This is a genomic window from Alloacidobacterium sp. (genome assembly GCF_035631355.1).
Lineage (GTDB): Bacteria > Acidobacteriota > Terriglobia > Terriglobales > Acidobacteriaceae > Alloacidobacterium.
In genome coordinates, this window is record NZ_DASQIX010000061.1 from 64,815 (window position 1) to 90,879 (window position 26,065).

At 56.6% G+C, this 26,065-nt stretch carries 25 protein-coding genes and 1 riboswitch; of the genes, 14 read left to right on the top strand and 11 right to left on the bottom strand.

What is annotated here, in order from left to right; genetic code table 11:
• Nucleotides 1-35: 35 nt before the first annotated feature.
• On the top strand, nt 36-491 hold the full coding sequence (locus VEV40_RS10560; RefSeq protein WP_324832193.1) for a metallophosphoesterase family protein: 456 nt from the start codon (nt 36-38) through the stop codon (nt 489-491).
• A gap of 113 nt (nt 492-604) precedes the next feature.
• Here VEV40_RS10560 and VEV40_RS10565 read toward each other — a convergent pair whose 3' ends face one another.
• A complete protein-coding gene (locus VEV40_RS10565) occupies nt 605-1,528 on the bottom strand; it encodes an ABC transporter permease (protein WP_324832194.1) in 924 nt (307 codons plus the stop codon).
• On the bottom strand, nt 1,528-2,895 hold the full coding sequence (locus tag VEV40_RS10570; RefSeq protein ID WP_324832195.1) for a hemolysin family protein: 1,368 nt from the start codon (nt 2,893-2,895) through the stop codon (nt 1,528-1,530). The genes VEV40_RS10565 and VEV40_RS10570 overlap by 1 nt, the downstream gene beginning before the upstream one ends.
• 572 nt (nt 2,896-3,467) lie before the next feature.
• Between VEV40_RS10570 and VEV40_RS10575 the strand changes: the two genes are divergently transcribed.
• A complete protein-coding gene (locus VEV40_RS10575; RefSeq protein WP_324832196.1) occupies nt 3,468-4,670 on the top strand; it encodes an efflux RND transporter periplasmic adaptor subunit in 1,203 nt (400 codons plus the stop codon).
• Between the two features lie 118 nt (nt 4,671-4,788).
• Nucleotides 4,789-5,643, top strand: a complete 855-nt coding sequence (locus tag VEV40_RS10580) for a DUF4097 family beta strand repeat-containing protein (RefSeq protein ID WP_324832197.1) — start codon at nt 4,789-4,791, stop codon at nt 5,641-5,643.
• Nucleotides 5,644-5,729: 86 nt separating this feature from the next.
• On the opposite strand, the gene VEV40_RS10585 is transcribed toward VEV40_RS10580, so the two are convergent.
• Nucleotides 5,730-6,197 (bottom strand): VOC family protein, encoded by a 468-nt coding sequence (locus tag VEV40_RS10585; RefSeq protein WP_324832198.1) that lies wholly within the window; start codon nt 6,195-6,197, stop codon nt 5,730-5,732.
• Nucleotides 6,198-6,377: 180 nt separating this feature from the next.
• Between VEV40_RS10585 and VEV40_RS10590 the strand changes: the two genes are divergently transcribed.
• Nucleotides 6,378-7,544, top strand: coding sequence for an MFS transporter (locus VEV40_RS10590; protein WP_324832199.1), 1,167 nt, complete (start codon nt 6,378-6,380; stop codon nt 7,542-7,544).
• Nucleotides 7,545-7,603: 59 nt separating this feature from the next.
• Here VEV40_RS10590 and VEV40_RS10595 read toward each other — a convergent pair whose 3' ends face one another.
• Together VEV40_RS10595 and VEV40_RS10600 are read right to left on the bottom strand one after the other, a co-directional pair.
• Nucleotides 7,604-8,482 (bottom strand): Nif3-like dinuclear metal center hexameric protein, encoded by an 879-nt coding sequence (locus VEV40_RS10595; RefSeq protein ID WP_324832200.1) that lies wholly within the window; start codon nt 8,480-8,482, stop codon nt 7,604-7,606.
• Complete coding sequence (locus VEV40_RS10600) at nt 8,479-10,956, bottom strand: ABC transporter permease (RefSeq protein WP_324832201.1); 2,478 nt, start codon at nt 10,954-10,956, stop codon at nt 8,479-8,481. The genes VEV40_RS10595 and VEV40_RS10600 overlap by 4 nt, the downstream gene beginning before the upstream one ends.
• Nucleotides 10,957-11,141: 185 nt before the next feature.
• Here VEV40_RS10600 and VEV40_RS10605 point away from each other — a divergent pair, with 185 nt between their 5' ends.
• The 4 genes from VEV40_RS10605 (at nt 11,142) to VEV40_RS10620 (ending at nt 15,433) form a co-directional block, all read left to right on the top strand.
• Complete coding sequence (locus VEV40_RS10605; RefSeq protein ID WP_324832202.1) at nt 11,142-11,759, top strand: non-canonical purine NTP pyrophosphatase; 618 nt, start codon at nt 11,142-11,144, stop codon at nt 11,757-11,759.
• 271 nt (nt 11,760-12,030) lie between these two features.
• Nucleotides 12,031-12,720, top strand: a complete 690-nt coding sequence (locus tag VEV40_RS10610; protein WP_324832204.1) for a succinate dehydrogenase cytochrome b subunit — start codon at nt 12,031-12,033, stop codon at nt 12,718-12,720.
• The gene (locus VEV40_RS10615) at nt 12,720-14,633 is read left to right on the top strand and encodes a fumarate reductase/succinate dehydrogenase flavoprotein subunit (protein ID WP_324832205.1); all 1,914 of its coding nucleotides are present in this window, start codon (nt 12,720-12,722) and stop codon (nt 14,631-14,633) included. Before VEV40_RS10610 ends, VEV40_RS10615 begins: the two co-directional genes overlap by 1 nt.
• On the top strand, nt 14,633-15,433 hold the full coding sequence (locus VEV40_RS10620; protein ID WP_324832206.1) for a succinate dehydrogenase/fumarate reductase iron-sulfur subunit: 801 nt from the start codon (nt 14,633-14,635) through the stop codon (nt 15,431-15,433). Before VEV40_RS10615 ends, VEV40_RS10620 begins: the two co-directional genes overlap by 1 nt.
• Before the next feature lie 5 nt (nt 15,434-15,438).
• Here VEV40_RS10620 and VEV40_RS10625 read toward each other — a convergent pair whose 3' ends face one another.
• Nucleotides 15,439-15,858 carry a DUF4267 domain-containing protein gene (locus VEV40_RS10625; RefSeq protein ID WP_324832208.1) on the bottom strand — a complete coding sequence of 140 codons (420 nt, stop codon included), beginning with the start codon at nt 15,856-15,858 and terminating at the stop codon, nt 15,439-15,441.
• Between the two features lie 14 nt (nt 15,859-15,872).
• Nucleotides 15,873-16,757, bottom strand: a complete 885-nt coding sequence (locus VEV40_RS10630; RefSeq protein ID WP_324832209.1) for an alpha/beta hydrolase — start codon at nt 16,755-16,757, stop codon at nt 15,873-15,875.
• A 257-nt stretch (nt 16,758-17,014) separates the two neighbouring features.
• On the opposite strand from VEV40_RS10630, the gene VEV40_RS10635 reads away from it, so the two are divergent.
• The 5 genes from VEV40_RS10635 (at nt 17,015) to VEV40_RS10655 (ending at nt 21,379) form a co-directional block, all read left to right on the top strand.
• Nucleotides 17,015-18,328: a dipeptidase gene (locus VEV40_RS10635; protein ID WP_324832210.1), complete on the top strand. Its 1,314-nt coding sequence runs from the start codon at nt 17,015-17,017 to the stop codon at nt 18,326-18,328.
• A 173-nt stretch (nt 18,329-18,501) separates the two neighbouring features.
• Entirely contained in the window at nt 18,502-19,230 is a 729-nt protein-coding gene (locus VEV40_RS10640; protein WP_324832211.1) for a peptidylprolyl isomerase, read from the top strand.
• 212 nt (nt 19,231-19,442) lie between these two features.
• Nucleotides 19,443-19,973, top strand: coding sequence for a peptidylprolyl isomerase (locus VEV40_RS10645; protein ID WP_324832212.1), 531 nt, complete (start codon nt 19,443-19,445; stop codon nt 19,971-19,973).
• A gap of 125 nt (nt 19,974-20,098) precedes the next feature.
• Nucleotides 20,099-20,176: riboswitch (Fluoride riboswitch) on the top strand.
• Between the two features lie 80 nt (nt 20,177-20,256).
• Nucleotides 20,257-20,634 (top strand): fluoride efflux transporter CrcB, encoded by a 378-nt coding sequence (gene crcB, locus VEV40_RS10650; RefSeq protein WP_324832213.1) that lies wholly within the window; start codon nt 20,257-20,259, stop codon nt 20,632-20,634.
• Between the two features lie 31 nt (nt 20,635-20,665).
• Complete coding sequence (locus VEV40_RS10655) at nt 20,666-21,379, top strand: DUF190 domain-containing protein (RefSeq protein ID WP_324832214.1); 714 nt, start codon at nt 20,666-20,668, stop codon at nt 21,377-21,379.
• 7 nt (nt 21,380-21,386) lie between these two features.
• Here VEV40_RS10655 and VEV40_RS10660 read toward each other — a convergent pair whose 3' ends face one another.
• On the bottom strand, nt 21,387-22,760 hold the full coding sequence (locus VEV40_RS10660) for an FAD-containing oxidoreductase (protein WP_324832215.1): 1,374 nt from the start codon (nt 22,758-22,760) through the stop codon (nt 21,387-21,389).
• A 119-nt stretch (nt 22,761-22,879) separates the two neighbouring features.
• Here VEV40_RS10660 and mtnA point away from each other — a divergent pair, with 119 nt between their 5' ends.
• A complete protein-coding gene (gene mtnA / locus VEV40_RS10665) occupies nt 22,880-23,938 on the top strand; it encodes an S-methyl-5-thioribose-1-phosphate isomerase (RefSeq protein ID WP_324832216.1) in 1,059 nt (352 codons plus the stop codon).
• An 87-nt stretch (nt 23,939-24,025) separates the two neighbouring features.
• Here mtnA and VEV40_RS10670 read toward each other — a convergent pair whose 3' ends face one another.
• The 3 genes from VEV40_RS10670 to VEV40_RS10680 all read right to left on the bottom strand — a co-directional run bounded on the left by VEV40_RS10670 (nt 24,026) and on the right by VEV40_RS10680 (nt 25,822).
• A complete protein-coding gene (locus tag VEV40_RS10670) occupies nt 24,026-24,553 on the bottom strand; it encodes a hypothetical protein (RefSeq protein ID WP_324832217.1) in 528 nt (175 codons plus the stop codon).
• 6 nt (nt 24,554-24,559) lie between these two features.
• The gene (locus VEV40_RS10675; RefSeq protein WP_324832218.1) at nt 24,560-25,342 is read right to left on the bottom strand and encodes a hypothetical protein; all 783 of its coding nucleotides are present in this window, start codon (nt 25,340-25,342) and stop codon (nt 24,560-24,562) included.
• A gap of 96 nt (nt 25,343-25,438) precedes the next feature.
• Nucleotides 25,439-25,822: a hypothetical protein gene (locus VEV40_RS10680; RefSeq protein ID WP_324832219.1), complete on the bottom strand. Its 384-nt coding sequence runs from the start codon at nt 25,820-25,822 to the stop codon at nt 25,439-25,441.
• Nucleotides 25,823-26,065 lie beyond the last annotated feature (243 nt).

Consider the following 26,065-nt stretch of genomic DNA (forward strand, 5'->3'; position numbering starts at 1 on the left):
GGAAATCCGGGTACAAATCCCGTAGTCTGGTGAAGATGAAGATCGGCGTCATCTCCGATACACACGGCCTGCTGCGGACTGAAGCAGTCGAAGCGCTGCTCGGCGTTGAGCACATTCTCCACGCCGGTGATGTTGGCGACCCGGCAATACTTGACCAACTACAGCAGCTTGCGCCTCTGACCGCGATTCGCGGCAATGTCGATAATAGCGGCGCTTGCTCACAACTGCCGGAAACAGAGCTGGTCGAATTGAGCGGATGCTCGATATACATGCTGCATGATGTCCATGCTCTCGATCTTGATCCGGTTGCAGCCGGGATTCAGGTTGTTGTCAGCGGGCATTCTCATAAACCCTCGATCGAGTGGAATAAGGGAGTGTTCTACTTTAATCCGGGTAGTGCGGGGCCTAAGCGTTTTTCGCTGCCGATTTCGATTGGGTTTCTGGAGATTGCGGGAGCCAGAATCGAGCCGCGTTTGAAAGCTCTTGTGTAGTCTCTACGCGCATTGTCATCCTGAGCGAAGCGAAGGACCTGCTTCTTTCGCAGAGTGGAACAAAACAGATCCTTCGCTTCGCTCAGGATGACAATCTTTCATTAACACACGCCTCAATTCCGAATGCGTGGATTTACAACCATGTACAACACGTCGGTCAGCAGGTTCACCAGCACATAAGTCAGCCCTATGGCAAGGATGCAACCCTGCACCAGCGCATAGTCGCGGTTCGAGATGGCCGATATGGTGAGGCGTCCAATTCCGGGCCAACTGAAGATCGTTTCCGTGACGATGGCTCCAGCGAGGAGAGCGCCAAATTGCAGGCCGATCAACGTGAGCACGGGAATCATGGCGTTGCGCAAAGCGTGTTTGTAGACGACCGTGCGCTCAGGCAATCCCTTGGCGCGCGCGGTGCGGATGTAGTCCTGCCCCAGTTCTTCGAGCATCGCCGTGCGCACCATGCGCGTCAGGATCGCGGCCAACGCGCTGCCCATGGTGATGGCCGGCAGGATGAGGTGGTCCACTCCACCCGCGCCGCTCACCGGCAGCCAGCCGAGTTTGATGGAAACCAGCAAGATGAGAATCGGCCCCATGGCAAATGCCGGAAACGATAATCCAAAAAGGCTGACAACACTGAGCACATTGTCCTGCCATCGTGCTCGATGAAGCGCCGCAGTGATTCCCGCCGGAATAGACAGGAGCAATGCGACGAACAACGCTGCGGCAGTTAATTCCACCGTATATGGATAGCGCGTGAGCACAAGATGCGTGACCGTGTCATTCAACCGCACAGACCTGCCCAAGTCGCCATGAATCGCTCCGCGCCAGTAACGGATATACTGCTGGCCGAGTGGGATATCCAGCCCATAAGCATGACGCAGCGCGGCGATATCCTGCGCGCGCGCGCCTTCCCCAAGCATCTGCTCGACCGGATCGCCGGGGACGATGTGAATCAGAAGAAAGACCAGCGTAACCACCAGCCACACCACCGGGATGGTGTACACCAGTCGCATAAGCAGCGACCGCAGGGCCTGCATCAGGAGGCTTTCTCCTGCCTCTCGCCCGGCGCGGGCAGATTTTCGACAACAACTTTGCTGATGCGGTTGCCGTTCATCTCGGCGACCGTAAGTTTGCGCTCTTCAAATTCGACTGTCTCGCCGCCTCTTGGAATTTTCCCAAGGCGCGCGAGCAGGAAACCGGCCAGCGTTTCCACGCCTCCATCCCGCGGCAGATGCCAGTTCATCTGTGTCTCCAGGTCGCGCAGGTTCACGCTGCCGTCGAGTGTCACGCTTCCGCTGGCTGAGGTAAGGGGCGTTTTCGCGGCTACATCAAACTCATCCTCCACTTCACCTACCAACTGCTCGATGGCATCTTCCACAGTGACAAGGCCGACGGTCGAGCCGAACTCATCCACGACGATCGCCAGATGGCGGCGGCGCTGCTGAAATTCCTGCAGCAGGTCGAGGACAGGTTTCGTCTCCGGCACCACCAGCACCTCGCGCATGACCTGCCGGAGGCGCAGTTCGGTAAAGGGCGCATCGGAAAAACGCGTCCGGGCCGAGGCACGAAAGTGCATAAGCCGAGAAACATCCTTGGAGTAGACGATTCCAACGATATGGTCCGGGCCCCGCGCCGGGTCGTATACCGGGATGCGCGAGTGCAACTCTTCTACAATCCGCGCACTGGCTGCTTCAATCAGCATGTCCGCCGGGAGCGAAAATATCCGCTGGCGCGGGGTCATAATCTCGCGCGTGGTTATCTCATTCACTTCCACGGCGCGATGAATCAATGATTCCTGAAACTCCGGCAGAATTCCGCCGCGCCGGGCTGCGGTCGCAATCAGCTTCAACTCTTCCGGCGAATGCACCGTACCCTCATGAACCATTGGCGCGCGAAAAAGCCTTAGTACGAATGCGGCAGATACATTGAGCAAGCGTACTGCTGGACGCGTGATGTGGATAAACGCGTCCATTGGCCCAGCCACGCCTAGCGCCACCTGGTCGACCTTACGCAAAGTCAATGATTTAGGGACCAACTCTCCAAGTAACACATGAAAATAGGTAATCAGGGCAAAGGCCACTGGGACAGCAATCAGGTGGGCATAGACGTTCACATGCGGAAGATATGACAGCCATTCCCGAAAAACGGAGGCAACAAGAGGCTCGCCGATCCAGCCCAAAGCCAGGCTACAGAGAGTTACACCAAATTGGACGGCAGGCAAAAAGTCGTCGAGGTTCTGCTGGAGGCGGCGTACTGTGCGCGCTCCGGGTCGGCGTTGCGCGATCAGTTGTTCGACGCGCGTCTCCCGCAGACTCACAAGGGCGAATTCCGCCGCGACAAAGAAGCCGTTGGCGAGAATCAGCACTGCGATCGAGACAAACCGGAAGAGCAGCAAGCCTGACATTTTTCCTGAGTGTAACAACTGGCGAAGAAGATAGGGAGATAGGGAGGTTAGAACCAAAACCAGCGGCCTTCCAGGAAAAGTTCGCGTGTGTCAATTCATTTGGATACTGAAGGACAGACACCAGCATTCCTGGAGCGCGCAGGCGTAGACTATTAGAAGAGGAATGCTGCGAAGCCGTCCGGTAGAAATTCAATTCGAAAGATTTGGCCCGGCTTGCTCTTTCTTTTGTTGTGGATGACAGGAATGATTGCGGGCCTCGCTACAGGTGTGCCTCCCTGGTTACAAACGACCGGATGGCTCCTCTATGCAGGATATGTGGTTGGTGGTTCGATATATCTCATCATGCGTTTGAATCGCAATGGCAGACAAACTTTTGGTGAGGTTGGTTTACTGCCACCACGGCTAAAGCGTTGGGTCCTCGACGAGCCTGATCCCGGGACCAAGCATTAGCCTATTCCATACTCCCCTGTTTTTCCACCCGTCCCACGGAACCAACGGCCTGCCGTCTCCGTATACCACTTCGCAATGTACCTATTTGCAAATAACCAGTCTAAGAAGCGGGAGCGCGGCAGGTGACACAGCGTAAGCGGAAGAAGAGATGGTGGCTGTGGGCCATTCCAGCGGTAGTCGTAGTTCTGCTGGTTGTAATCGTTGCCGTGGCCCGCGGAAGTGGCAGCAAGATCGACCCCAGCAAACTGGCTAAGGCCACGCGCGGCGATATCGCCAAGAGCGTAGTTGCTACCGGAAAAATCCAGCCCATCACCAAAGTCGAGCTTAAGTCGAAAGCCAGCGGCATTGTCGAGAAGCTTTTTGTAGACATCAACCAGCATGTCCATAAAGGCCAGGTACTGGCGCAGCTTGACCAGCAGGAAATCCTCGCGCAAGTTGCGGCGCAAAAGGCGCAACTCGCCGCGTCTCAGGCGAACGTCGTTACCTACAAAGCAAACATTGACCAGGACAAAGTCGCAGCCGCTGCTCCTGACCTGCCGATGTATAAGTCCACCTACGACCGAAACCTTGCCATGTCCAATGACGGCATTGTTTCAAAGCAGACGCTGGACGATGCTCAACGAAACTATGTTGCCGCTGAAAACAAGCGCGACTCTTCCGTAGCGCAGATCAGCGTCGATAAAGCAAAGTTGAAGCAAGCCGAAGCACAGGTGCAGCAAGCTCAGGCCAGTCTTGACCAGCTCAACGAACAACTTAGCTACACAACGCTGGTTTCCCCAATGGATGGCGTTGTGCTTTCCCGCGACGTTGAGATCGGCGACGCGGTCAGCTCCATTCTCGTACTCGGCTCGACAGCTACGTTAGTCATGACCCTCGGCGACACCACCCAGGTTTATGTGCAGGGCAAAGTGGATGAGGCGGATATTGGCAGCGTTTATATGGCCCAGCCTGCACGTATTCGGGTCGAATCGTTCCCGAACAAGACCTTTAACGGAAAAGTCACGAAGATCGCTCCGCTCGGCGTGGAGAAGGATAACGTTACGACCTTCGAGGTTCGCGTTTCAATCGACAACCCAACAGGCGAACTGAAAGCCAATATGACCGCTAACGCCGAGGTTCTGATTTCGGAACACAAGAATGCGCTCTCCGTACCGGAACAGGCGATGGTCTATGACAACCAGAAGAACGCCTCTGTGTTCATTCCCGATCCGAAGCAGAAGGATGGCCAGCGGAAGATTTCAGTAAAGGCCGGAATCTCGAATGGCAGCAAAACTGAGATTCTGGACGGGTTAAAAGAAGGAGACACGGTCGTTCTTCAGCAGTAAAGTAGTTGTGCTGATTATTTGCACATAAGGCAGTACCCTAAAACCGCAGGTCCCTCCGCTCCGCGCGGCCGCGCTCCGGTCGGGATGACAATATCAGACATCAGCAAAGGAAATTGTTATGCACCTCCATAAAGCACTTGCAGTAACCGCGCTGCTGTTGACGCCGGCGGCGCTTCTGGCGGCGGATGGCACATTTGACAAGACGCTGCACACCAGTGGAGCGGTCACGCTCTACGTGAATACCGGCTCTGGGTACATTCACGTCAATCCGGGTTCCGATTCGAATGTCCACATCATCGGCCATGTGCATGCGGCGAAGTGGAACAGTTGGATCGACAGCGGGTCCCCGGAAGAGCGCGTGCAGCGCGTCGTGGCCAACCCGCCGATTGAGCAGACGGGGAACACCATCAGCATCGGGAAACACACTGATGATCTCAAGAATGTCTCCATTGACTACGACATCACCACGCCGAAGGGCACCGACCTCGCAGCCAACAGCGGCTCTGGCGACATTCGCGTTTCCGCCCTGAGCGGCCCAGCGAAGATCAATACGGGTTCGGGCTCGATTGACGCTTCCGGATTGAGCGGACGCACGAACCTGCAGACCGGTTCGGGCGACATTCGCGCCGAGTTGTCGTCGCCGACCGAAGTGAAGGCACAGACCGGCAGCGGCAGCATCCGGCTGAAGGGCGTGCAGGGCGATCTTTATGCCCAGACCGGTTCGGGTGATATAGAGATCCAGGGCCAGCCCACCGCATCATGGCGCCTGGAAACTGGTTCCGGCTCGGTGACGCTCGATACGGGCAGCGCGCGGTTCTCGCTTGATGCCCAGACCGGTTCGGGCTCGGTTCACAGCGATCCTCCGCTTACCACGCACGGCAGCTTCGAGAAGCACCACATCACCGGCGATATCAATGGCGGCGGACCGACAGTACGGGTCGAAACCGGCTCAGGCGATATCCGGATTCACTGATCCCTGACAAATTGGCTAAATTCCTGCAATAAAATAGCCCACTTCTCTTGAGTGGGCTATTGCTTTCAGGGCCTCTGCTTGAGTTGCTAACTCTTGCCTCCTTCAAAGGCCGCCTCGGCACCCTCTTCCAGTTCTTCTTTCGTTGGATTCTTGACGGATTGTCCGACGGACCATTCGTGACCAAAAGGATCAGTAAACTGGCCATAGAGATCACCCCAGAATTGTTCCTTGAAGGGCATCTTTGCAGTTCCGCCTGCTGCGATGGCGCGGTCCCAGGTTTCCTGACCGTTTTCGACCTGTAGGTGAAGCGTAACGGGCGAGCCTCCGAAGGCCTGCGGGGCGCGGCTTTTTCCACCCATGAATTCCGGAAAGTCATCAGAGAAAAAGAGTGCATTGCCGTTGATATTGAGGTGAACGTGCATGAGCTTGTCGCCGCCGGGCGCGCCGTGGCGCGTTACTTCTTCAGCGCCGAAGGCCTTCTTATAAAACTCGATGGCTGCTTTGGCGTCGCTGACAGTGAGATATGGGGTAAGTCCCATGACAGAATTTTCCATTTCGACCTCCTGAATCGACGCCACAGTATACGCGCCAGAGGTGAAGTGGATTTGTGAATTTTCGTGCCTATTTTAAGGACATCAAGACTGCGCACGGCGGCGATACCAATCGCTTGCCCCCGTCGCTAGGTCCCGACCAATTACGATACGATTACCTGTTTGTTTCTAAAGACGCGAAGAATGGTTCCTCTGGCAGAAAAGGAAGGCAAACCGTCAGCCGAGGCGGTTGCCGGATTGTATTTTGGGTTTGTTCTTACCGGCATCGGCACCAACCTGTTGGGTGTGATTCTTCCCGCGTTGAGCGGCATCTGGAATTTAAGCGACAGCCATTCCGGGTTTTTGTTTGCCGCGCAATTCACAGGGTCATCGACGGGCGCGCTCCTGATGCAGTCGAACCTGTTCAGAAGCGTCACCCGCGGGTATGCGCTGCTTATCGTCGGCGCAATTGCCTTCGCGCTCTGTCGCGGTCATTTTGCCGCCCCGCTTTTATTTTGTTTTGGCCTCGGGCTCGGCTCGGCCATGACGGCCACAAGCATGCTCTTCGGGCGGATGTATGCGGCGAGTCGTGGCGCTTCCCTTTCGCTGCTCAATGCCTTTTGGGGTTTTGGCGCGGTCCTGTGCCCACTGCTGGCCACGGGGTGGGAACGGTTTCGCTCGTCCAATTCGCTCTACCTGATGCTGGCTGGGTTGGCGATCCTGCCACTGATTGTGATCGCAACCCAACGCGGCTATTTGTCACAGCTGCGCGATGAGGTTGTGGCCGTACCAAACCGGCAGACCAAGCTTTCTCTGCTGATACCGCTTGCGATTTTTGCCTTTCTTTATGTAGGGGTCGAATCGTCGATCAGCGGATGGATGATGACCTATGTTCATCGGATGGGGCTGGCCAGCGGCCTTTATGCGCCGATTGCGACCTCGTTTTTTTGGATTGCTCTGCTGGTGGGCCGGGCAGCCGCGCCAATTGCGCTGAAGCGCATTTCCGAGTCGGGACTGCTGATGATTACGCTTTGCGTGATGCTGGTTAGCAACGTAATGCTGCTGTTGAGCCATACGCCTGCTATGAGCATAATCAGCGCCTCGCTCGCCGGGTTGATGATGGCGCCGATCTTTCCCTTGTGCATGTCGAAAGTGCTGGCGATTGCCAGCGGGCCGTCCGAATCGCGGTGGGTCTTCGCCATCAGCGGGATGGGCGGAGCGGTGCTGCCGTGGATGACGGGACAGCTGGCGTCCATGAGCGGATCGTTGCGCACGGGGCTGGCTGTGCCTCTGGTGGCGGGATGCGTAATGTTGTTACTGCATCAGAGCACACTGGCGTTGATGCGCCGTAACGGCGTTGAGAACTGGTGAGGTCTCGAAATCAAGACCTGGCCCATCTGGCGAGTCCATCTCAGTCTGGAGATTCAAAATTACTTAGAGGGTGCCCAGAAAGGCTCGTCCGCCCTTATGTATTCAATTGGCACTCCCGGCAATACCCCTTTCAACCATTGCGCACAGTAGCGCATTCCGGCTTCTTCTGAGACTTCATGGCCGAGCAGGATGAGAGCTTTATGCCGTCCCTGCGCGGCCGCGTCGCGCGTGTACTCCACCGTTTCCCATTCGGCTGATTCACCGACGACCAGCACCTGCACATCGTCGCGCTCCAGCAGTTTCACTTGCATTTTCAGCCCAGCTGCGCCAGGGAGCAGAGCTACACGCGTCACCGGCATGTCCGGGTCGCCGACAACGCGAATGATCCGTGAGCCGGCCCTGACGCGAAGCGTTGCGGCGAGTTGGCGCACGGATGTCGGCGGCAAAGTGAAGAGATGGGGGTTGTCGCGACTTTGATATGGCTGCCAGCCAAATTCCTGCATGACGCCTTCAAGGATGCCGTCCGGCTGGCGCAGGTGCCATGTGTCGTGAAAGCGCCAGACGACAAGGTGGTGTTCCTTGATAAAGGTAAGCTTCTGCGCCTGTACAGGATCATTACCGAGCACGGTCATGTCGTCGGGATGGTTATAGAACGTAGGCTCGTGCGTAATGATGAGGTTCTTCCCGTCAGCTACGGCCTTTTCAAGAACCCGATAGGTATCGAGGAAGGTGGTTGCGATTCCTGTGACGACGGTAGTCGGGTCGCCTGCCTTGATGGTGTCCACCGTGCCCGGTGGCGGAGTTGCCCCGATCGCGGCGATGATGCGTTTGATGGCCGCGTCTGCGGTCAGTGAAGTGCTGGTTGTCTGCGCTGCCAGCGGAAGGCTTATGGCAGAAATTGTAATTGCCGCGGTTACGAATATATTCGGGATTGTCATTCTGTGCGAAGGGCCTCGATGGGATTGACTGCTGCTGCGCGGCGCGCAGGAACATAGCTTGCGGCTAGCCCGCAAAGCGCGAGAATGGCAGCGACAGCGAAGACGGTGAAAACGTCGTATCCATGGAAGCCATAAATGAAGGCGCGCATAATGCCGCTGGCGGCGATGGCAAGGGCGATTCCGGCAGCAACACCGCTACCAAGCAGGATGCAGGCATGGCGCAGCACCAACCAGAGCACTTTACCCTGAGGTGAACCGAGCGCCAGCCTTACTCCAAATTCGCGAGTACGCTGGCTGACAGAATATGAAAGCAGCCCGTAGATTCCGGCAACAGCAATGGCCAGCGCCGCCAGGCCGAAGATGCCGAGCAGGCGCGCGGCAAGGGTCTGACTGCCCATCGAATCATCGACAGCCTGCTGCATGGATTGCACGTTCTGAACGACGACGTCAGGGGCGAGTTCGTGGACTGCGTTTCGGATCGCCGTTTCGGCGGTTCTCTCAGGCAGATGGGTGCGCACCGCAACATTCATGAGAAAGGACCCGAGCATATAGAACCCGTCCTTTTGCGTGAGCTGCATGAGGTTGATGTCGAGTTCCGGTTGCGACAGCTCACCGGCAGAGCGTTGCCTGACATCCTCGGCCACACCGACGATGGTTCCCCACTCGTGCGGGCCATCGTCATTCATCTGGATTTGCTTGCCGATGGGGTCTTCATTGGGAAAGACGCGTTTAACGAATTCGGTATTGACGACGATGGCGATGGGAGTGTCTGGAGTGTCCTGTGAATCGAAGAATCGGCCTTTGATGAGGCGGATGCCGAAGGTCCTGAAGTAGCCGGTTGTGGAGGCACGCACATTTGCGTTGATCTCATCTCCTTTCGCCGGCTTTGGCCTACCGTTGACGACGATTCCATCAACAAAGTTCCAGGCAGGCATGAGCGGGCGAACGGTGGTCAGGCCCGCTTCAGTAATGCCGGGCGTGTGGCGGAGCTTTTCGACGAGTGGTCCCCAGAGGACATTGACAAGGTTCGGGCTCTTGACTCGATCGCTGGATGTGAACCATGTACCGTGCGTGGGAAGCAAGAGCGATCCGGTTACGACATTGTCGGCGACAAAGCCTAAGTCGGCGTTGCGGAGCACAATCAGGGTTCGCATCATGAGTCCAGCGGCAATAAGGAGGGCCAACGTCAGAGTGATCTCGCCTACGACCAGAGCATCGCGCCAGCGTGCCTGCCGTTTACTTGCGCCGGTTGATGCCGCACCTTCGCGCAGGCCTTCTTGAGCGGGGACGTTGGCCGCTGCCCACGCGGGGGCGATGCCGAAGAAGAGCGCGGATACGCATGAGGCGGTAAGCAGGAAGAAGCAGACAGCGACGTTGATATGGATCTGATCGCCGTAGAAGACGGCGTTTTCAAGATAATGCTTGAGCACGTGCAGGATGATGCTCGCGAAGCCGAGACCCACGGCTCCTCCTGCCAATGCGACCAGCAGACTTTCGGCGAGGAATTGCTGGATGACGCGGTTGCGGTTTGCGCCAAGCGCTGCGCGTATGGCGATTTCGCGCCTGCGGTTGTTTGTGCGCGTCAGCATAAGGCCTGCGACGTTGGCACAAGCGATGAGCCACACTGTTATGACGGCGACATTCAGAGCGAATAGCGCGGGACGCTGGCTTGCCGTGAGCACGTCGCGGTATTTCACAACATGAATCGGATCTTTGCCTTCATCCTTGGGGTATTCAACAAGCAGTTGTTTGCGAATGGAGTTCAGCTCAGTCTGTGCCTGGTCAATGGAAACGCCGGGCCGCAACAGCCCGAATGGTACAGTGCCGGCATCGTCGCGGCCGGCGAGATCTTTATCGTCTATGTTGAGCGGCGTATAGATGGCTGCGTCCACATTGGCGGGAAAATTAATCGACGGCGGAAGGATACCGATGACCAGGAACGGGTCACCATTGATCGACACAGAGCGGCCGATGATACCTGGATCACCGCCGAAATTTTTCTTCCAGACGGCATCGCTGAGGACCATGACATTGTTCTGTCCGGGCTTGCTGTCGTCAGGCACGAATAAGCGTCCAAGGGCAGGCTTGATGCCAAGCAGGTCAAAGAGATTCGTGCTGGAGAGCACTTCCGGGGTGATCTCCGCTGCTCCACTGCCACGCAGTGGCTGGAACTGAAAGGTCATGAGGCCGATGGACTGGAAGGCATGGCTGCGCGCCTGGAAATCGCGAATGTCTGGCACGGACATCGTATTGAGGCCGGTGCCATTTTCGGGATTGGGTCCGAATTGGACGATCCGGTCCGCATTTTGGTAAGGCAGCGGCCGCAGGAGCACCTGGTCGATGACAGAGAACATAGCGGCGTTTACGCCGATGCCGAGAGCAAGGGTGAGAACTGCGGTTAAGGTAAATCCGGGTGTTTTCACAAGCTGCCGCAGCGCGTATTTCGCATCGTTCCAGAACATGGGTGGCCTCACTGCTTCTTCTGGATTGTCAACAACGTATCACAGAGAAAGCGTACAGGGCGCAGCGCTCAGGGCACAGTCCCAATAATCAAAACGTCAGGTTTCGCAACTAGAAAATGAAGCGCAGCCGAATGCCTGGGTTGATCCCTGAGACCTGTATTCTGTGCTCTGAGCGCTGCGCCCTGTACGCTGTACTCATGTCCCAGACTCTCTATGTCGCCAGCAGCAATCCCGGCAAGCTGCGTGATTTTGCTGTTGCGGCTGAGCTTTTCCAGTTCGATGTGGTTCCGATGCCTGGACTCTCTGACATTCCCGCTCCTACTGAAGATGGCATCACCTTTGAGGACAATGCCCGCCTTAAGGCTGTTTACTACAGCGCATTCGCGCTCGACAGCGTTGTGATTGCAGACGATTCTGGACTGGAAGTGGACGCATTGGGCGGCGAACCGGGAGTTCGGTCCGCGCGTTTCGCCGAAGATGCTGGGTTTGTGTCCGATAAGGCTGACACTGCCGATGAGCGGAACAATCTGTATCTGTTGCAGCGGCTGGCGTCACGCGGAGCGGGAACCAAAGCCGCTCGCTATCGTTGTGTGATTGCAGCCGCGCGCAACGAAGAAATACTGACGACGGCGGAAGGCTCTGTAGAAGGCGAGATTCTTCTTAAACCGCGCGGAAGCGGCGGCTTTGGCTATGATCCACTCTTCTATCTGCCCACGCTGGGCAAGACCATGGCTGAAATTGATCTCATGCGGAAGCAGTCGTTGAGCCATCGCGGGAAGGCGTTTGTCGCGCTGCTGGAGAAGATGCGCGGCTAGGAATTTTGATCGAATGCGGCGCAAACGCCATCCAGTTTCTTGACGGTAGTTATTGCGCACACCAATAATAGAAGGTGACTTCTCTACAGGCTCAACAGTATTTCAGCGTCTCTGTCGCTAGCGACAGGGCCCTTACCGTGGTACCAGCTCCAGGCTGCTAATCATCAACTGTTCGATTCGCTAACGGCGGTTGGACTTGAGCGACTTGTGCCGCGCAGACGAACTTTGGGTCGATAAGAATGGCTATGAATCAAAAGGTTAGGAAACGCACATGAGTACAACTGCGGTCGGTCTGAGGCAGAATCCGGCAGCCAGGTTCTGGGATTCGACGAACGGCAAAAAGGCGGTCATGGCCGTGACGGGCGCGATACTGTTTCTCTTCGTCATCGGGCATCTCGCCGGGAACCTGCAAATCTTCGAGGGCCGGGAAAAACTGAACGCCTATGGCCACTTTTTGCACAGCATTGGCGAGGTGCTTTGGATCGTACGCGTCATTTTGATTGTGGCTGTAGTGCTGCACATTACGGCTACAGTGCAGCTTGCGCTCAGAAAAAAGCGCGCGCGTCCGGTTGGATATTCGCGCAGGGAGGCGATCGCATCTTCTTATGCGTCGCGCACCATGTACTGGTCTGGCCCGATTGTCCTGGCCTTCGTCATCTTCCACCTGCTGCAATTCACCGCCGGGTACATCCATCCGGAATCACAATTCATTGAAGGCGATGTCTACCGCAATGTGGTCGCCGGATTTCAGGTGTGGTGGGTCTCTGCGTGGTACATCTTCTCACTCTGCCTGCTTGGACTGCACCTGCGGCATGGCATCTGGAGCATGTTCCAGTCGGTCGGCTTCAATCATCCAAAGCACACTCCGCAGTTGAAGAGCGCGGCTCTAATCATCGCCGTCCTGATTGTGCTGGGTTACATCTCAATTCCGATTAGCGTTTTGCTGGGGATCGTAAAGTAATGACACTCGATTCGAGAACACCTTCCGGCCCGATTGAGCAGGCATGGGACAAGACGCGCTTCGACATGAAGCTGGTGAACCCGGCAAACAAGCGTAAGCACACGGTCATCGTTGTCGGCTCAGGGCTTGCCGGCGCATCGGCTGCGGCCACTCTGGGCGAGCTTGGATACCACATCAAGTGCTTCTGCTTTCAGGATTCGCCGCGTCGCGCGCACTCCATTGCCGCGCAGGGCGGCATCAACGCCGCGAAAAATTATCAGAACGACGGCGACAGCGTCTACCGGCTCTTCTATGACACGGTGAAAGGCGGCGACTTTCGCGCACGTGAGGCCAACGTCTACCGGCTCGCGCAGATCAGCGTCAACATCATCGACCAGTGCGTCGCGCAAGGCGTTCCTTTTGCCCGCGAATACGGCGGCACGCTGACCAACCGCTCGTTCGGCGGCGCGCAGGTTTCGCGTACCTTCTATGCGCGCGGACAGACAGGGCAGCAGCTTCTCCTGGGCGCGTATCAGGCGCTGGAGCGGCAGGTACAGGCCGGCACTGTGGCCATGTATCCGCGCACCGAGATGCTCGACCTCATCGTGATCGACGGTAACGCGCGCGGCATTGTCACCCGCAACCTGATCACCGGCGAAATCGATACGTATATCGCCGATGCCGTGATTCTGGCGTCAGGCGGATACGGGAACGTCTACTATCTTTCGACCAACGCCAAAGGATCGAATGTTACGGCGAGTTGGCGGGCACACAAGCGCGGAGCGTATTTTGCCAATCCCTGCTACACGCAGATTCATCCCACCTGCATCCCCGTCTCCGGCGACTATCAGTCGAAATTGACTCTGATGTCCGAGTCGCTGCGCAACGACGGCCGCATCTGGGTGCCGCAGAAGAAAGGCGACAAGCGCTCGCCTAACCAGATTCCCGAGGCGGAGCGCGACTATTATCTGGAGCGGCGGTATCCCAGCTTCGGCAATCTCGTTCCGCGCGACGTGGCTTCGCGCAATGCCAAGGCTGTTTGCGATGAGGGGCGCGGCGTGGGCGAGACGGCTCTCGGCGTCTATCTCGACTTTGCCGCTGCCATCAAACGCCTGGGCGAGAACACCATCCGCGAGCGCTACGGAAATCTCTTCGACATGTACCAGCGCATTACGGATGAAGACCCTTATAAAGTTCCGATGCGCATCTATCCCGCCATCCACTACACCATGGGCGGACTGTGGGTGGACTATCACCTGCAGAGCACGATTCCTGGTCTCTTTGTTCTTGGTGAGGCGAACTTTTCCGACCACGGAGCTAACCGCCTCGGGGCAAGCGCGCTGATGCAGGGTCTCTCAGATGGCTACTTCGTGATTCCCTACACCATCGGCAACTATCTGGCCTCGAATAAGCTGGCCAAGGCAGACGCTTCGCACGAAGAAGCACGCAACGCCGTCGCGGACGTACAGCAGATGACGCAAAAGCTGCTCTCGATCAAAGGCAAACGCACAGTTGATTCCTTCCATCGCGAGCTGGGCAAGATCGTGTGGGACGAGTGCGGTATGTCGCGAACGGCGCAGGGTCTGGAAAAAGCCATTGGCCAGATTCGCGCGCTGCGCGAGGAGTATTGGCAGAACGTCAATGTTCCCGGCTCGGGCGACGACTTGAATCAGAGCCTCGAAAAAGCCGGGCGTGTAGCCGACTTCTTCGAGCTTGGGGAATTGATGTGCGTGGACGCGCTGCACCGCAACGAGTCGTGCGGCGGTCACTTCCGCGAGGAGTACCAGACGCCGGATGGCGAAGCACAGCGTGATGACGAGAACTTTTCCTATGTTGCCGCGTGGAAGTATCGCGGACTTCACGCTCCAGAAGAGCTGCACAAGGAGCCGCTGGTCTTCAACTACGTTCATCCCAGCCAGAGGAGCTACAAGTAATGAAATTAACGCTGAAGATCTGGCGTCAAAAAGGGCCAAAGGACCGGGGCGCGTTCGTCGACTATGCGGTCGATAACGTCAATCCGGAAATGTCGATGCTCGAATGCCTCGACGTGCTCAACGAAACACTGATCGAGCGCGGCGAGGAGCCGGTTGCTTTCGAGCACGATTGCCGCGAAGGCATCTGCGGCTCCTGCGGATTCATGATCAACGGCGTGGCCCATGGCCCGCAGCGCGCAACCACCGTCTGCCAGTTGACCATGCGCCACTTCAAGGATGGGCAGGAACTCGTGATCGAGCCCTGGCGCGCAGCCGCATTTCCGCAAATTAAGGACCTCGTTGTTGACCGCCGCGCTTTCGACCGCATCATTGCTACCGGCGGATACATCTCGGTTTCGACCGGCAACGCTCCCGACGGCAACGTGATTCCCGTCGGCAAGGAAATTGCCGACCGCGCGATGGATGCAGCGGCCTGCATCGGCTGCGGCGCCTGTGTCGCTGCCTGCCCGAATGCCTCAGCAGCGCTGTTTACCGGAGCCAAGATCTCCCACCTCAGCGTTCTGCCCCAGGGTGTGCCGGAACGAGATCATCGCGCGGTAAACATGGTCGCGCAGATGAATGCCGAATCCTTCGGAGGTTGCACCAGCATCGGTGAGTGCACGGCGGTCTGCCCCAAGGAGATTCCGCTGGAAGTCATCGCCATCATGAACCGCGATTACATTCGCGGTAGCTGGAAGAAGCGCGATGACGTGGTGAAGACGATTGCTCCTGTCACGGATTGGAGCTCGGGCCGAGGTTAAAATTACTAGGTCGCAGGCACAGTCCTGCGCACCAGCAGCGTTCCGATAATCACCATCAATACCGCCGAACCTCCATGCACCAGAACGTGGTAGGTAATGCCGGTGGAGTGGATGACCGTCGCGCAATCGACGATCGGAATGATCACTACAAGGAGCAACATCAATCCGGCGATGCGCGCCGCCTTAACCGCCATCAGCGCAAAGAGCATTACCGCCAGCCCGATATCGCGCACGCCCATGAGCCGCGCCCAGGCAATGGCCTGAGTGTTGCCGGCGTCTCTGACCGGAACGCCGAAGCTGGCTGAGCCTGGGACCGGCGCGACTAAAGCGAACAGCCCAACGAGAAGGACTGCGACGGCAAGCACACCGCAGATCCAGAAAAGAACAGAGCCTTTGTTGAAAGTAGGGTCACGCTCAGCGATCATGTTGCATGCCTTTCTTAAACCAGCACGCGCCGAATTTCGTCCACCAGCTTTGTCCAGGCTTCCAGGTCAACAAAGTGGCCCACGCCGGGCAGCGGCCTCCAGTCGCCTTCGCAACCCGCATCGTTGAAGCTCTTGATGGCAACAGCGGACGGGAGCGCTCCGTCTTTCATGCCCCAAACCATCGTTACCGGAATACTGATCGGCGTCTCGTAAAGCGAATACAGTCGCTTGTGCTGCGAAGGCGAGAGCAGTGTCTGGACGAAGGCGCGGTAATATTGGATGGCCCCATGAATGTCGATGGGCTTCTGGAAGCGGCCGACGAGTTCATCCACCAGCGCGATGTCCATGGTCCCTTTCTGACCCTGCCTCACCGTGAACGACCATTTCAGCAGTCTGCGGCCGAGGTTCGTCGTCATGAACCACTCCGGGAACCACGGAATTTGGAAGAACGGAACCCAGGGGATGCGGAAGGGCTGCCAGTCTTCGCAGGTTAGCGCCGCGCGTACGAGCGTTTTGGGATGGGTGCAGTTGACCACCACCAGTTTTCTGACCAGGGAGCCATACCGGTGCGAGAACAGCCAGCCGAGCGCGCCGCCCCAATCGTGGGTCACGAGCAGACAACCCTGAATGCCGAGCGCTTCTATGAGGGCTCGAATATCATCAGTGAGCGTGAAAACATCGTAGCCGTTTTTGGCATAAGTGGAGCCTGGATAGCCGCGCAGATCGGGCGCATAGATGCGGCATTCGGGCATCAACTCCATAACGTGCCGCCAGCTCATCCAGCCTTCGGGAAAGCCGTGGATGCAGAGGATCGGCGGAGCATCAGCAAGGCCCGAGACGGCCACATGGAAGGTGATGCCGTTGGCCTCGACCTGCTGGTTTTCAATGTTTGCGGTCACGGTGTTGACTCCGAAACCCGGTTGGGGTGTGACGATATCAGAGGATGCTCTGTTCGCCAACTGAATTTCATTTAATCGTGTTGCAGGAAGAGTGCCCGTTTCAGCGCAAAGCTACTGCGTGGTTTTAGCCACCATCATTAGATTTGTGATCCTGAGCGAAGCGCGTAGCCGAAGAGCCTGCCCTGAGCTTGCCGAAGGGGGCTTGCTTTTCTGCTTTGCGCGGTGGTGCTGCTACAATCCGGCCATTGCTGAAAATCATGAAGATCCAACACGCCGCGACACTCCTGCTTGCCATCACGCTGTCCTTGGCCGCTCAAACCACCGCAAAGAAGCCAGTGAAAAAAAACTCCACCGACCCGCTCGCCGTCCACCGCAACGCCATTGTGATTGACACCCACGCCGACACCACACAGCGGCTGGTTGACGAGAACTACGACCTCACCGATCCGCTGAAAGGCGGCCAGTTGAACTTTGAATCGGCGAAGAAGGGTAACCTGGGCGCGGAGTTTTTCTCCATCTGGGTCGAGCCCGATCTCTACAAGGGCCAGTATGCGCACCGCACTCTGGATCTGATTGACGCCGTCTATCAGCAGGCGGCAAAGCATCCTGACCAGATGATGATGGCCTTCTCGCCTGCTGACATTGAGAAAGCTCGCCGCGAGCACAAACTGGCCGCGCTGATGGGGATTGAGGGCGGCCATTCTATTGAGGACTCGCTCGGCCTGCTGCGCGACTATTACCGGCTCGGCGTGCGCTACATGACTCTGACCTGGTCGAACTCGAACGATTGGGCTGATTCTTCGGGCGACGCCGACGATCCCAAAGTCCACCACACGCAGGATGGCCTGACCGATTTCGGCAAGGATGTAGTCTACGAGATGAACCGCCTGGGCATGATGGTGGACATCTCGCACGTTTCGGACAAGACGTTCTACCGCGCGGTGATTACCTCGCGCGCTCCGGTGATCGCCTCGCATTCGTCGGCGCGGGCCATCTGCAACGCTCCGCGCAACATGACAGACGACATGCTGCGCGCCGTCGCACGCAGCGGTGGCCCGAACAGCAAGGGCGGTGTCGTCATGGTGAACTACTATTCGGCGTTCATCAGCCAGGCATATCGCGACGCCATGCTGAAGCAGGAACCTGAGGTGAAGAAGGCCACCGACGACCTGAAAGCGCAATTTGCGAAAGAAGGCAAGCAGGTCACCTACGGCGACCTCGAAAAGCTGCAGGAGTCCTATGCCAATAAGATTCCTCGTCCGCCGTTGAGCGCACTGATTGACAATATCGACCACATCGCCAAAGTCGCCGGCATCGATCATGTCGGTCTGGGATCGGATTTCGACGGCGTCTCAGGCCAGCTACCGGAAGGAATCGACTCGGCTGCCGACCTGCCGAAGATTACGCAGGCCCTGATGGCTCGTGGGTACTCGGCTGCGGACTGCGACAAGATTCTCGGCGGAAATCTGTTACGTGTCTTTCGCGAGGTCGAGACCACGGCGAAAGAGTTGCAGGCAGAATCGGCTACGCGGCCCAAGATTGAGGAGCAGCAGCCGTTTCACAAAAACTGACGACGGCATCGACAAGTCGCCAATTGTCATCCTGAGCGCAGCGAAGGATCTGTTTCGTGCAGACCCTGCGCCCTGCTCTGCTGTTTAATAAAACATTGCCTTGTCTAAACAACCACCTTGTTGGCAGTGCAGAGACGAGGCATTTTCCTGTACCCTAACCATTGGGATACTGCATGAACGCATTCGCTCGCCTAGCTTCGCTTGCTTTTCTTTCGTCATCGCTACTTTTCGCACAGCAATCCACTCCGCCGACTACGCCGCCAGCGACAACTCCTGCCACCAACCAGGAACTGCCGGATTCGCCCGACACGCAGGCGCATGTAAGTCCGCAGCCTACGGGGCCAACAGCAGTGCTGGACACGAGCATGGGCCGCATTACCTGCAAGCTCTTCTCAAAGGAAGCGCCCAAGACGGTCGAAAACTTTATCGGACTCGCGCAGGGAACGAAGGACTGGACCGATCCAGTCACGCACAAGAAGATGCACGGCAAGCCGCTCTATGACGGCACGCAGTTCCATCGCGTCATTCCCGACTTCATGATCCAGGGCGGCGACCCAACGGCAACCGGCATGGGCGATCCCGGATATATGTTCGAGGACGAGTTCGATCCCAACCTGAACTTTGACGTTCCGGGCCGCCTCGCAATGGCCAACAGCGGACCCAATACCAACGGCTCGCAGTTCTTTATCACTGAGGTTCCAACCGAGTATCTGAACGGCAAGCACACGATCTTCGGACAGTGCGACGATTCGAGCGTCCTTGTGGTCAAGTCGATTGCGCGTGTCGAGCGCGACAGCAACGACAAGCCGGTCGATCCCGTGATTTTGAAGAAGGTCACTATAGTGCCGAATGGACAGCCGCTGCCTGCTGCGCCCGTCATGTCGGCAGCAACATCTAATTAATTAATTAAGCCGGGCTAAAGAGGCTGCTGAAATTGAATAGAAACACTATTACCTCAGCGGCTAAAGCCGCGCTGATTTTGTATTACTTACGGCACGGCTAAGCCGTGCCCTTACGAAACAGCAACTTTTCAGCATCCTCTGAAACCCGGTGCTTCTACCTAAAACCAGGTTTGAATTTCGGACTAATCTTCGTAAAAGAACAAGGAGTACACATGCCCCGCACAACCGGAACATACGCGATTTTCAACACCAGCGAAGGAACCATCGTCTGCCGTCTTTTTGAAAAAGAAGCGCCCAAAACAGTCGCCAATTTTGTCGAGCTCGCCGAGGGCAAGCGCGAGTGGACGCATCCCGTCGGCGGCAAAAAGAGCAGCGACAAGCTGTTTGACGGCACGATCTTCCATCGCGTCATTCCCGACTTCATGATCCAAGGCGGCGATCCGGCGGGAACCGGCTTCGGCGGACCCGGCTACAAGTTTGAAGACGAGACGAAGGGCTCTCCGCACTCCTTCGACAAAAAAGGCAAGCTGGCCATGGCCAATGCAGGCCCAAACACGAATGGCTCGCAGTTCTTCATCACCGTCGCCCCCACAACATGGCTCACCGGCAAGCACACCATCTTCGGCGAAGTAGTCGAGGGCCAGGACGTGGTTGACAAGATTTCCAACGTCGCCCGCGGCGCACAGGACAAGCCAAAGACTCCGGTCACGATTCAGTCGCTTGTGATTGAGCGCGTGGCTTAACGGGTATATTGCTCTGGCTGGAAATAGCTGTACCGCAAAGGACGCTAAGGTCCGCCAAGGTGCGCAGAGGCATTCATGTCACTGGACTTGTTTATAACAGGCACTGTGGCGCTACAATAAATTCAGTTAGTTGCGGTGAAGGAGTTCACCCTTAACCGCTGTCCCTCCTCATAGGCCGGACAGATGATGACTCCTGACAGGGAACCCTGTCGTGGAGTCGCATTTTCCCGGCGCGTTTCCTGCATACAGACTGGACTGGTTTAGGCCTCAAAGGAGGTACTGTTTGCAGAACTATCTCTACATTGCCGTGGGCGGCGCACTTGGCTCTCTTGCCCGCTACTGGGTCGGCTCGGCAGTTACGAACCGCATGGGGACGAAATTTCCTTATGGCACCTTCGTCGTTAACATATCTGCATGTCTTGTTATAGGGTTCGCCATGACACTGCTGGGCCGCCGTCCAGAGTTCAGCACCGCATGGAGATTCCTTATCCCCATCGGCTTTGTCGGCGCTTACAGCACCTTTTCAACATTTGAATGGGAGGCCTTTGCCAACCTGCAGACAGGCGCATTTCTAATCGGCGCCACATATGTTGTCCTGAGCTGCTTTCTGGGCCTGGTGGCCGTGTGGTGCGGCGTGCTGCTTGCGCGGTTGTGCTTGTGAGCACGATGATGATTGCGGAGTTGGAGAAGCCATGTTGAATACCGGAAAGGCAATCAAGGTTTCCATCTACGTCAGCGAAGGATCGACGCACAAAGGCGCAGCGGCGTATTCGAGCATCCTTGATTTTCTCTTCTTTCGTGGAGTCTCGGGTGCAACTGTGCTGAAAGGCGTGGCGGGCTTTGGCGCGGACCACCATCTGCACTCGGCAAGCATGGTTGATATTTCCGATCGCATGCCGATGAAGATCGAATTTGTCGAGACGCAAGAGAAAGTTGACGAATTGCTACCGCAACTTCAGGAGATGGCGGGAACCGGCATGATCGAGTTGCAGGAAACGACTATCGCCAAACCTCCGCAGCCGGCAAAGTCAGTGAAGGCGCCTGCGCCGCACGTCAAGATTGAAGGCAAGGCGAAGCTGATGCGAGTCTTTATTGGCGAGAGCGACCGTTGGCAGGACAAGCCTTTGCATGAGGCTTTGGTCACGGCCATGCGCGCGCATGACCTTGCTGGAGTGACGGTCTATCGCGGCATCTCCGGCTATGGCGCGCATCGCAGAGTCCACAAGGAAAAGCCATTTCATCTCTCGCGTGACAATTCGATCATGCTTACTGTCGTGGATACAGAAGAGAAGCTGAAAGCATTTTTGCCGGTTGTGGACCAGATGGTGCAGGAAGGGCTGGTTGTGCTCTCGGATGTGGACATCATTAAGTATGCACATCGGACCGAATCGGGAAATAACGACTGAAAGCTATCTACTTCAGAGGTTTGAGGTCGCCTAATACTGTCGGAATCAATTCCGATACGGTGGGATGGATGTGCATGGCGCGCTGCAGCGTCGTGTATGGCGCCTTCGCATACATCACGTCGAGGATGCAATGGATGACTTCATCGCATCCGGTTCCGAGCAGCGATGCCCCCAGGATTCGCTTGCTTTCAGCGTCTACCAGGATTTTGAGAAAGCCTTCAGTTTCTCCCTTTTCGACAGCTCGGCCTACTTTTGTCATCGGCCGGATACCCATGAGCGCAGGCTTTCCTGACTTGCGCACTTCCCTTTCCGTCGTTCCGGCACGGCCAAGTGGCGGATCGGTGTAGAGGCAGTGCGCGGGGATTCGATCGCTTACACGGCGCGGGTCGTTGTCGAGCAGATTGGCGGCGACGATTTCGAAATCGTTATATGACGTATGGGTAAAAGCGCCCTTGCCGTTGCAATCGCCCATCGCCCAGATGCCGGGAACACTGGTTCGCAGCTGATCGTCGACTTTGATATAGCCACGCTCGTCAACCTCAACTCCCGCGCGTTCGAGGCCAAGATCGTCCGTATTGGGGCGGCGTCCGACGGCGAGCAAGACATGAGAACCAACACTGGCTGAAGCGTCGGATTCGCAATCAACGCCCACGGCCGCGTCGCTGCCTCGCATTTCCAGGTGAATACATTTCGAGTTAAGCCGGATGTGGATGCCTTCTTTTTCGAGGAAGCACTTAATGGCCTCCGAGACGTCTTCGTCTTCATGCTGCACGAGGCGCGGGCCCATCTCGACAACCGTGACCTCACTGCCAAAGCGACGGTACATCTGCGCAAATTCGAGACCGATGTAGCTGCCGCCGACAACTACAAGGTGTCGAGGCAAAGTGCTAAGTTCAAGAATGCCTACATTCGTCAGGAACGGCACAGTGTCTACACCCGGTATGTCGGGAATGTTCGCGCGTCCGCCAACATTCAGGAAAATTTGTTCGGCTGAGAGCAGATCGTCGCCTACGCGTATTTCATGCGCAGATTCAAAACTGGCATGGCCGGTGTAGACACTGCAGTTCTCCATGCCGCGAAGCCAGCCTTCAACGCTGGTGCGCGATTTGCCAGAGACTTGATCCTTGCGCGCCTTGACCGCCTTCATATCAACGGAAACAGCGCCCGCCGATACTCCGTACTCCGCGGCAGTGCGCGCCTTATGCGCGACATAAGCGCTGGCCACCAGCGTTTTTGTCGGAATGCAGCCGGTGTTGACGCAGGTTCCACCAAAAAGCTTGCGCTCGATCATGGCAACTTTGCGGCCCGCCTGCGTGAGGCGTCCGGCCAATGAAGGACCAGCCTGCCCGGCCCCGACGATAATTGCGTCGAAATTAGACATGAGTCACAATCAACAATCCGCCAATGGTGGCAATGATAGAACCGTCTCTCAGGATAGCGGCTTGCTTGCATTTAAGCCAAAACCCTGCAACCCTCTGCGGCCTGTAAACTGTAAGTAGGATGATTCCCACACTCGAATGGACACGCGAAGGCGTCCGCTTCCTCGACCAGACGAAGCTTCCGCTTGAAGAAACCTATGTGCTCGCTACCAGCTACCAGCAGGTGGCCGACGTCATCACTACCATGGTCGTGCGTGGAGCACCCGCTATTGGCGTCTCCGCTGCCATGGGTGTAGCGCTCGGGGTCAAACAGAGCCGCGCCGCAATCATCTCCGATCTGGCTGCCGAGTTCGACATTATCTGCAACACCCTGGCCGCCACTCGACCGACTGCAGTGAATCTCTTTTGGGCCATTGCCCGTATGAGAAATCACTTCTCCACGCTTGCCGCGCAGCCTACCGCCACCCGCGAATCCATTTCTGAAGCTCTTATCAGAGAAGCGCAGATTATGTATGACGAGGACATCGCTGCCTGCAGAACCATGGGTGCCCACGGAGCAGACCTGCTGCCCGAATCCGGCGGTGTGCTCACGCACTGTAATGCCGGAGCACTCGCCACCTGCGGCTATGGCACCGCTCTCGGCGTCATCCGTGCCGCGGTTGAGCGCGGTCACGGCATCCATGTCTATGCGGACGAAACTCGTCCCTTCCTGCAGGGCGCCCGCCTTACAGCGTGGGAGCTTATGCACGACAACATCCCGACCACCGTCCTCTGCGACAACATGGCCGCCAGTCTCATGCGTGCGGGAAAAATCAAAGCAGTTGTCGTTGGAGCAGACCGTATAGCTGCCAATGGCGACGTGGCCAACAAAATCGGGACCTACAGCGTAGCAATTCTGGCCAAGGAGCATGGCATTCCCTTCTACGTCGCCGCGCCCTGGTCCACAATTGACCTTGCTACGCCAACAGGCGGCGCTATTCCCATCGAACAGCGTCCGGAACGCGAAGTGACACACCATGCCGGGAAGCAGCTTACCCCCCATGGCGTCAGCATTGAGAACCCTGCCTTCGACGTTACGCCGGCGAAATACGTGACCGCCATCATTACAGAACGCGGAGTGCTACGCGCGCCATATGCCGAATCATTGGCTGAATTGGAAGCCGCTGCCGCAACTAGGTAAGAGGTAAGAGGAAAATCGCTACAAACTGAAAGCCCAGGAGCATTGCCCTGGGCTTTCAGTTTTTCCTAAATTCAGAAGCCAGCTAAATTACAGCGCTCCCGCAAGCGCGGGATAAAGAACGTACTGGTTCGTCTCGTAAAGAGACAGCAGCCGCCTGGTCATCAGGTAATAAGAGGCAGCTGCCTGGTGCACATAAAAAGGAATCCGCAGATGACCACGCCGCATATGCAGGCTCCAGCGAATCCTGCGCGCCGCGCGCTTCAATTGGATGGAATCGTGGCGAATGCGTTCAGCAACAATGATGGACTGGTCGTGGTTCCAATTTCTGACGTATGCGGCCAGCGCGATCATCAGATCGGCATTGTGCTCCATGCGCCGCAGACCTTCTTTGCCGCCAACCAGACCCCAGATTTCATCCGGCTCCAGCCGAAGCTGGTTCTTCTTCGGCTCCAAGTGGTCAAGAGCAACCATCTCGAGCCCGCGCATGTGCATGGGTTCAATCGATGTGACCAGCTCTTGCCAGTCTTTTGAAAGCAACTTGCGAGACCGAATGTGCGCATAAACCAGCGCAACAGCAGCCACCAGCCCAAATAAGCCTAACGCAATGTATGCCATATGCAGTTATTGTTTCCCGATACTGCCAACGTGTTTTAGTTCTGACTGCAATTGTACATGAAGGCTGTCAAGGTAGGCCTGCATGTCCGCGGATAGTGTACGATGCTTCGGTTCCGGACGCCATAGGGTTACTATCCAGTAAATAGTCACAGCTTGATATACCAAAATTCTAACGGTGTCCGGCAGATCATTATGCCAGTCCGGGCCAAAATGGCTGTAGATTCCTTCGGCCAACAAAGCCACGATCGCCCAGGTGGCCCATCCCTGGCCCAGCCGCATCACATGGCTGCTCCCTACCAGTCCCAAGCGGCTGGAAGCAAAAAGCATCGCAGCAAAGAGCTCCAGTGTAAGCATCGCGGAGAACAGCTCCCCTTTTTCAATCCAGAAATCGCGGGTCGTAGGCGAACTTGGATTAATACCATAAGCAATGGCTGCTGCAATGACCGCACCGATAATGCCATAAATCAAAAATTGTCTTTTTGCATCCAGTACCCAGGTCCCCGTCGGCTTTAGAACAACCCGTGCCAGCTCATAAATAATGCCAATCTGCAATGCCAAGTCAACAAAAGAAGCACCCCAGTATGCGAATGCATACTGATCTGAGCTGGGAGATTTGTAGATCACTAGAAGCAGCGCAAGAAGAATTGTGCGAAACGTATTGAAACCGATCAGCGCCGTAAATACAGGAAAGATCCTCCAGCGCCTGCGCACAAGCAGCACGAAGAGAAGAGCGGCGTGCTCCAAAAAGCCCGCCGCCCACAATACTTGTGCTGTCAGAGTCAAACCCACAGCACGATACTACTCTGGGGAAGTGCAGATTCAGCACGTTTTATCGAAACTCAGTTGAGGAGTTCCGATTTCGGGAGGATGCAAGTCCCATGAGGATTAAGCTACCGGACCATTGCCGGTCTTCGGCGGGCGCGGATCGCTGCCCGTAATGCCAGCTACCAGACCATTGCCGGTCTTCGGCGGACGCGGATCGCTGCCCGTAATGCCAGCTACCAGGCCATTGCCCGTTTTCGGTGGGCGGGGATCGCTGCCGGTGATCCCGGCTACCAGGCCATTGCCCGTCTTTGGCGGACGCGGGTCGCTGCCGGTAATCCCGGCCACCAGCGTACTATCGTTTGCAAGTCCAATTACCAGGCCATTGCCCGTCTTTGGCGGGCGGGGATCGCTACCTGTAATGCCAGCATAAGCTTGAGTGGACACAACACCAAGAATCAAAGCAGAAATTCCAAACCACATACTACGGGCCCAAAGCTTCTTCACAAACTCTCTCCTTAATTTTGTGGGTTACCTAAAGCGATATCAGACACACAACTGCTTATTTTTATCGACACTTGAACAGCTTACTAGTGCATTCTTTGTGCCAAAAGATACGCGAAGAGAACTCTTTTGGAAACAACAACTTGTTAGAATTGTTGACGCTCAATGCACATATCTCGTGCACTATAGTCATTTCCTCTGGTAACTTAATGAGTTTGTGGAAGTTAGCTTAAAGTCACAACCCAG

Coding starts and splice junctions, on each gene's coding strand:
- VEV40_RS10660 (WP_324832215.1), bottom strand. CDS start 22,760: ATGTCTAATTTCGACGCAATTATCGTCGGGGCCGGGCAGGCTGGTCCT.
- VEV40_RS10585 (WP_324832198.1), bottom strand. CDS start 6,197: ATGGAAAATTCTGTCATGGGACTTACCCCATATCTCACTGTCAGCGAC.
- VEV40_RS10605 (WP_324832202.1), top strand. CDS start 11,142: ATGTCCCAGACTCTCTATGTCGCCAGCAGCAATCCCGGCAAGCTGCGT.
- VEV40_RS10670 (WP_324832217.1), bottom strand. CDS start 24,553: ATGGCATACATTGCGTTAGGCTTATTTGGGCTGGTGGCTGCTGTTGCG.
- VEV40_RS10570 (WP_324832195.1), bottom strand. CDS start 2,895: ATGTCAGGCTTGCTGCTCTTCCGGTTTGTCTCGATCGCAGTGCTGATT.
- VEV40_RS10620 (WP_324832206.1), top strand. CDS start 14,633: ATGAAATTAACGCTGAAGATCTGGCGTCAAAAAGGGCCAAAGGACCGG.
- mtnA (WP_324832216.1), top strand. CDS start 22,880: ATGATTCCCACACTCGAATGGACACGCGAAGGCGTCCGCTTCCTCGAC.
- VEV40_RS10580 (WP_324832197.1), top strand. CDS start 4,789: ATGCACCTCCATAAAGCACTTGCAGTAACCGCGCTGCTGTTGACGCCG.
- VEV40_RS10615 (WP_324832205.1), top strand. CDS start 12,720: ATGACACTCGATTCGAGAACACCTTCCGGCCCGATTGAGCAGGCATGG.
- VEV40_RS10635 (WP_324832210.1), top strand. CDS start 17,015: ATGAAGATCCAACACGCCGCGACACTCCTGCTTGCCATCACGCTGTCC.
- VEV40_RS10645 (WP_324832212.1), top strand. CDS start 19,443: ATGCCCCGCACAACCGGAACATACGCGATTTTCAACACCAGCGAAGGA.
- VEV40_RS10625 (WP_324832208.1), bottom strand. CDS start 15,858: ATGATCGCTGAGCGTGACCCTACTTTCAACAAAGGCTCTGTTCTTTTC.
- VEV40_RS10565 (WP_324832194.1), bottom strand. CDS start 1,528: ATGCAGGCCCTGCGGTCGCTGCTTATGCGACTGGTGTACACCATCCCG.
- VEV40_RS10655 (WP_324832214.1), top strand. CDS start 20,666: ATGTTGAATACCGGAAAGGCAATCAAGGTTTCCATCTACGTCAGCGAA.
- VEV40_RS10640 (WP_324832211.1), top strand. CDS start 18,502: ATGAACGCATTCGCTCGCCTAGCTTCGCTTGCTTTTCTTTCGTCATCG.
- VEV40_RS10590 (WP_324832199.1), top strand. CDS start 6,378: ATGGTTCCTCTGGCAGAAAAGGAAGGCAAACCGTCAGCCGAGGCGGTT.
- VEV40_RS10610 (WP_324832204.1), top strand. CDS start 12,031: ATGAGTACAACTGCGGTCGGTCTGAGGCAGAATCCGGCAGCCAGGTTC.
- VEV40_RS10560 (WP_324832193.1), top strand. CDS start 36: ATGAAGATCGGCGTCATCTCCGATACACACGGCCTGCTGCGGACTGAA.
- VEV40_RS10595 (WP_324832200.1), bottom strand. CDS start 8,482: ATGACAATCCCGAATATATTCGTAACCGCGGCAATTACAATTTCTGCC.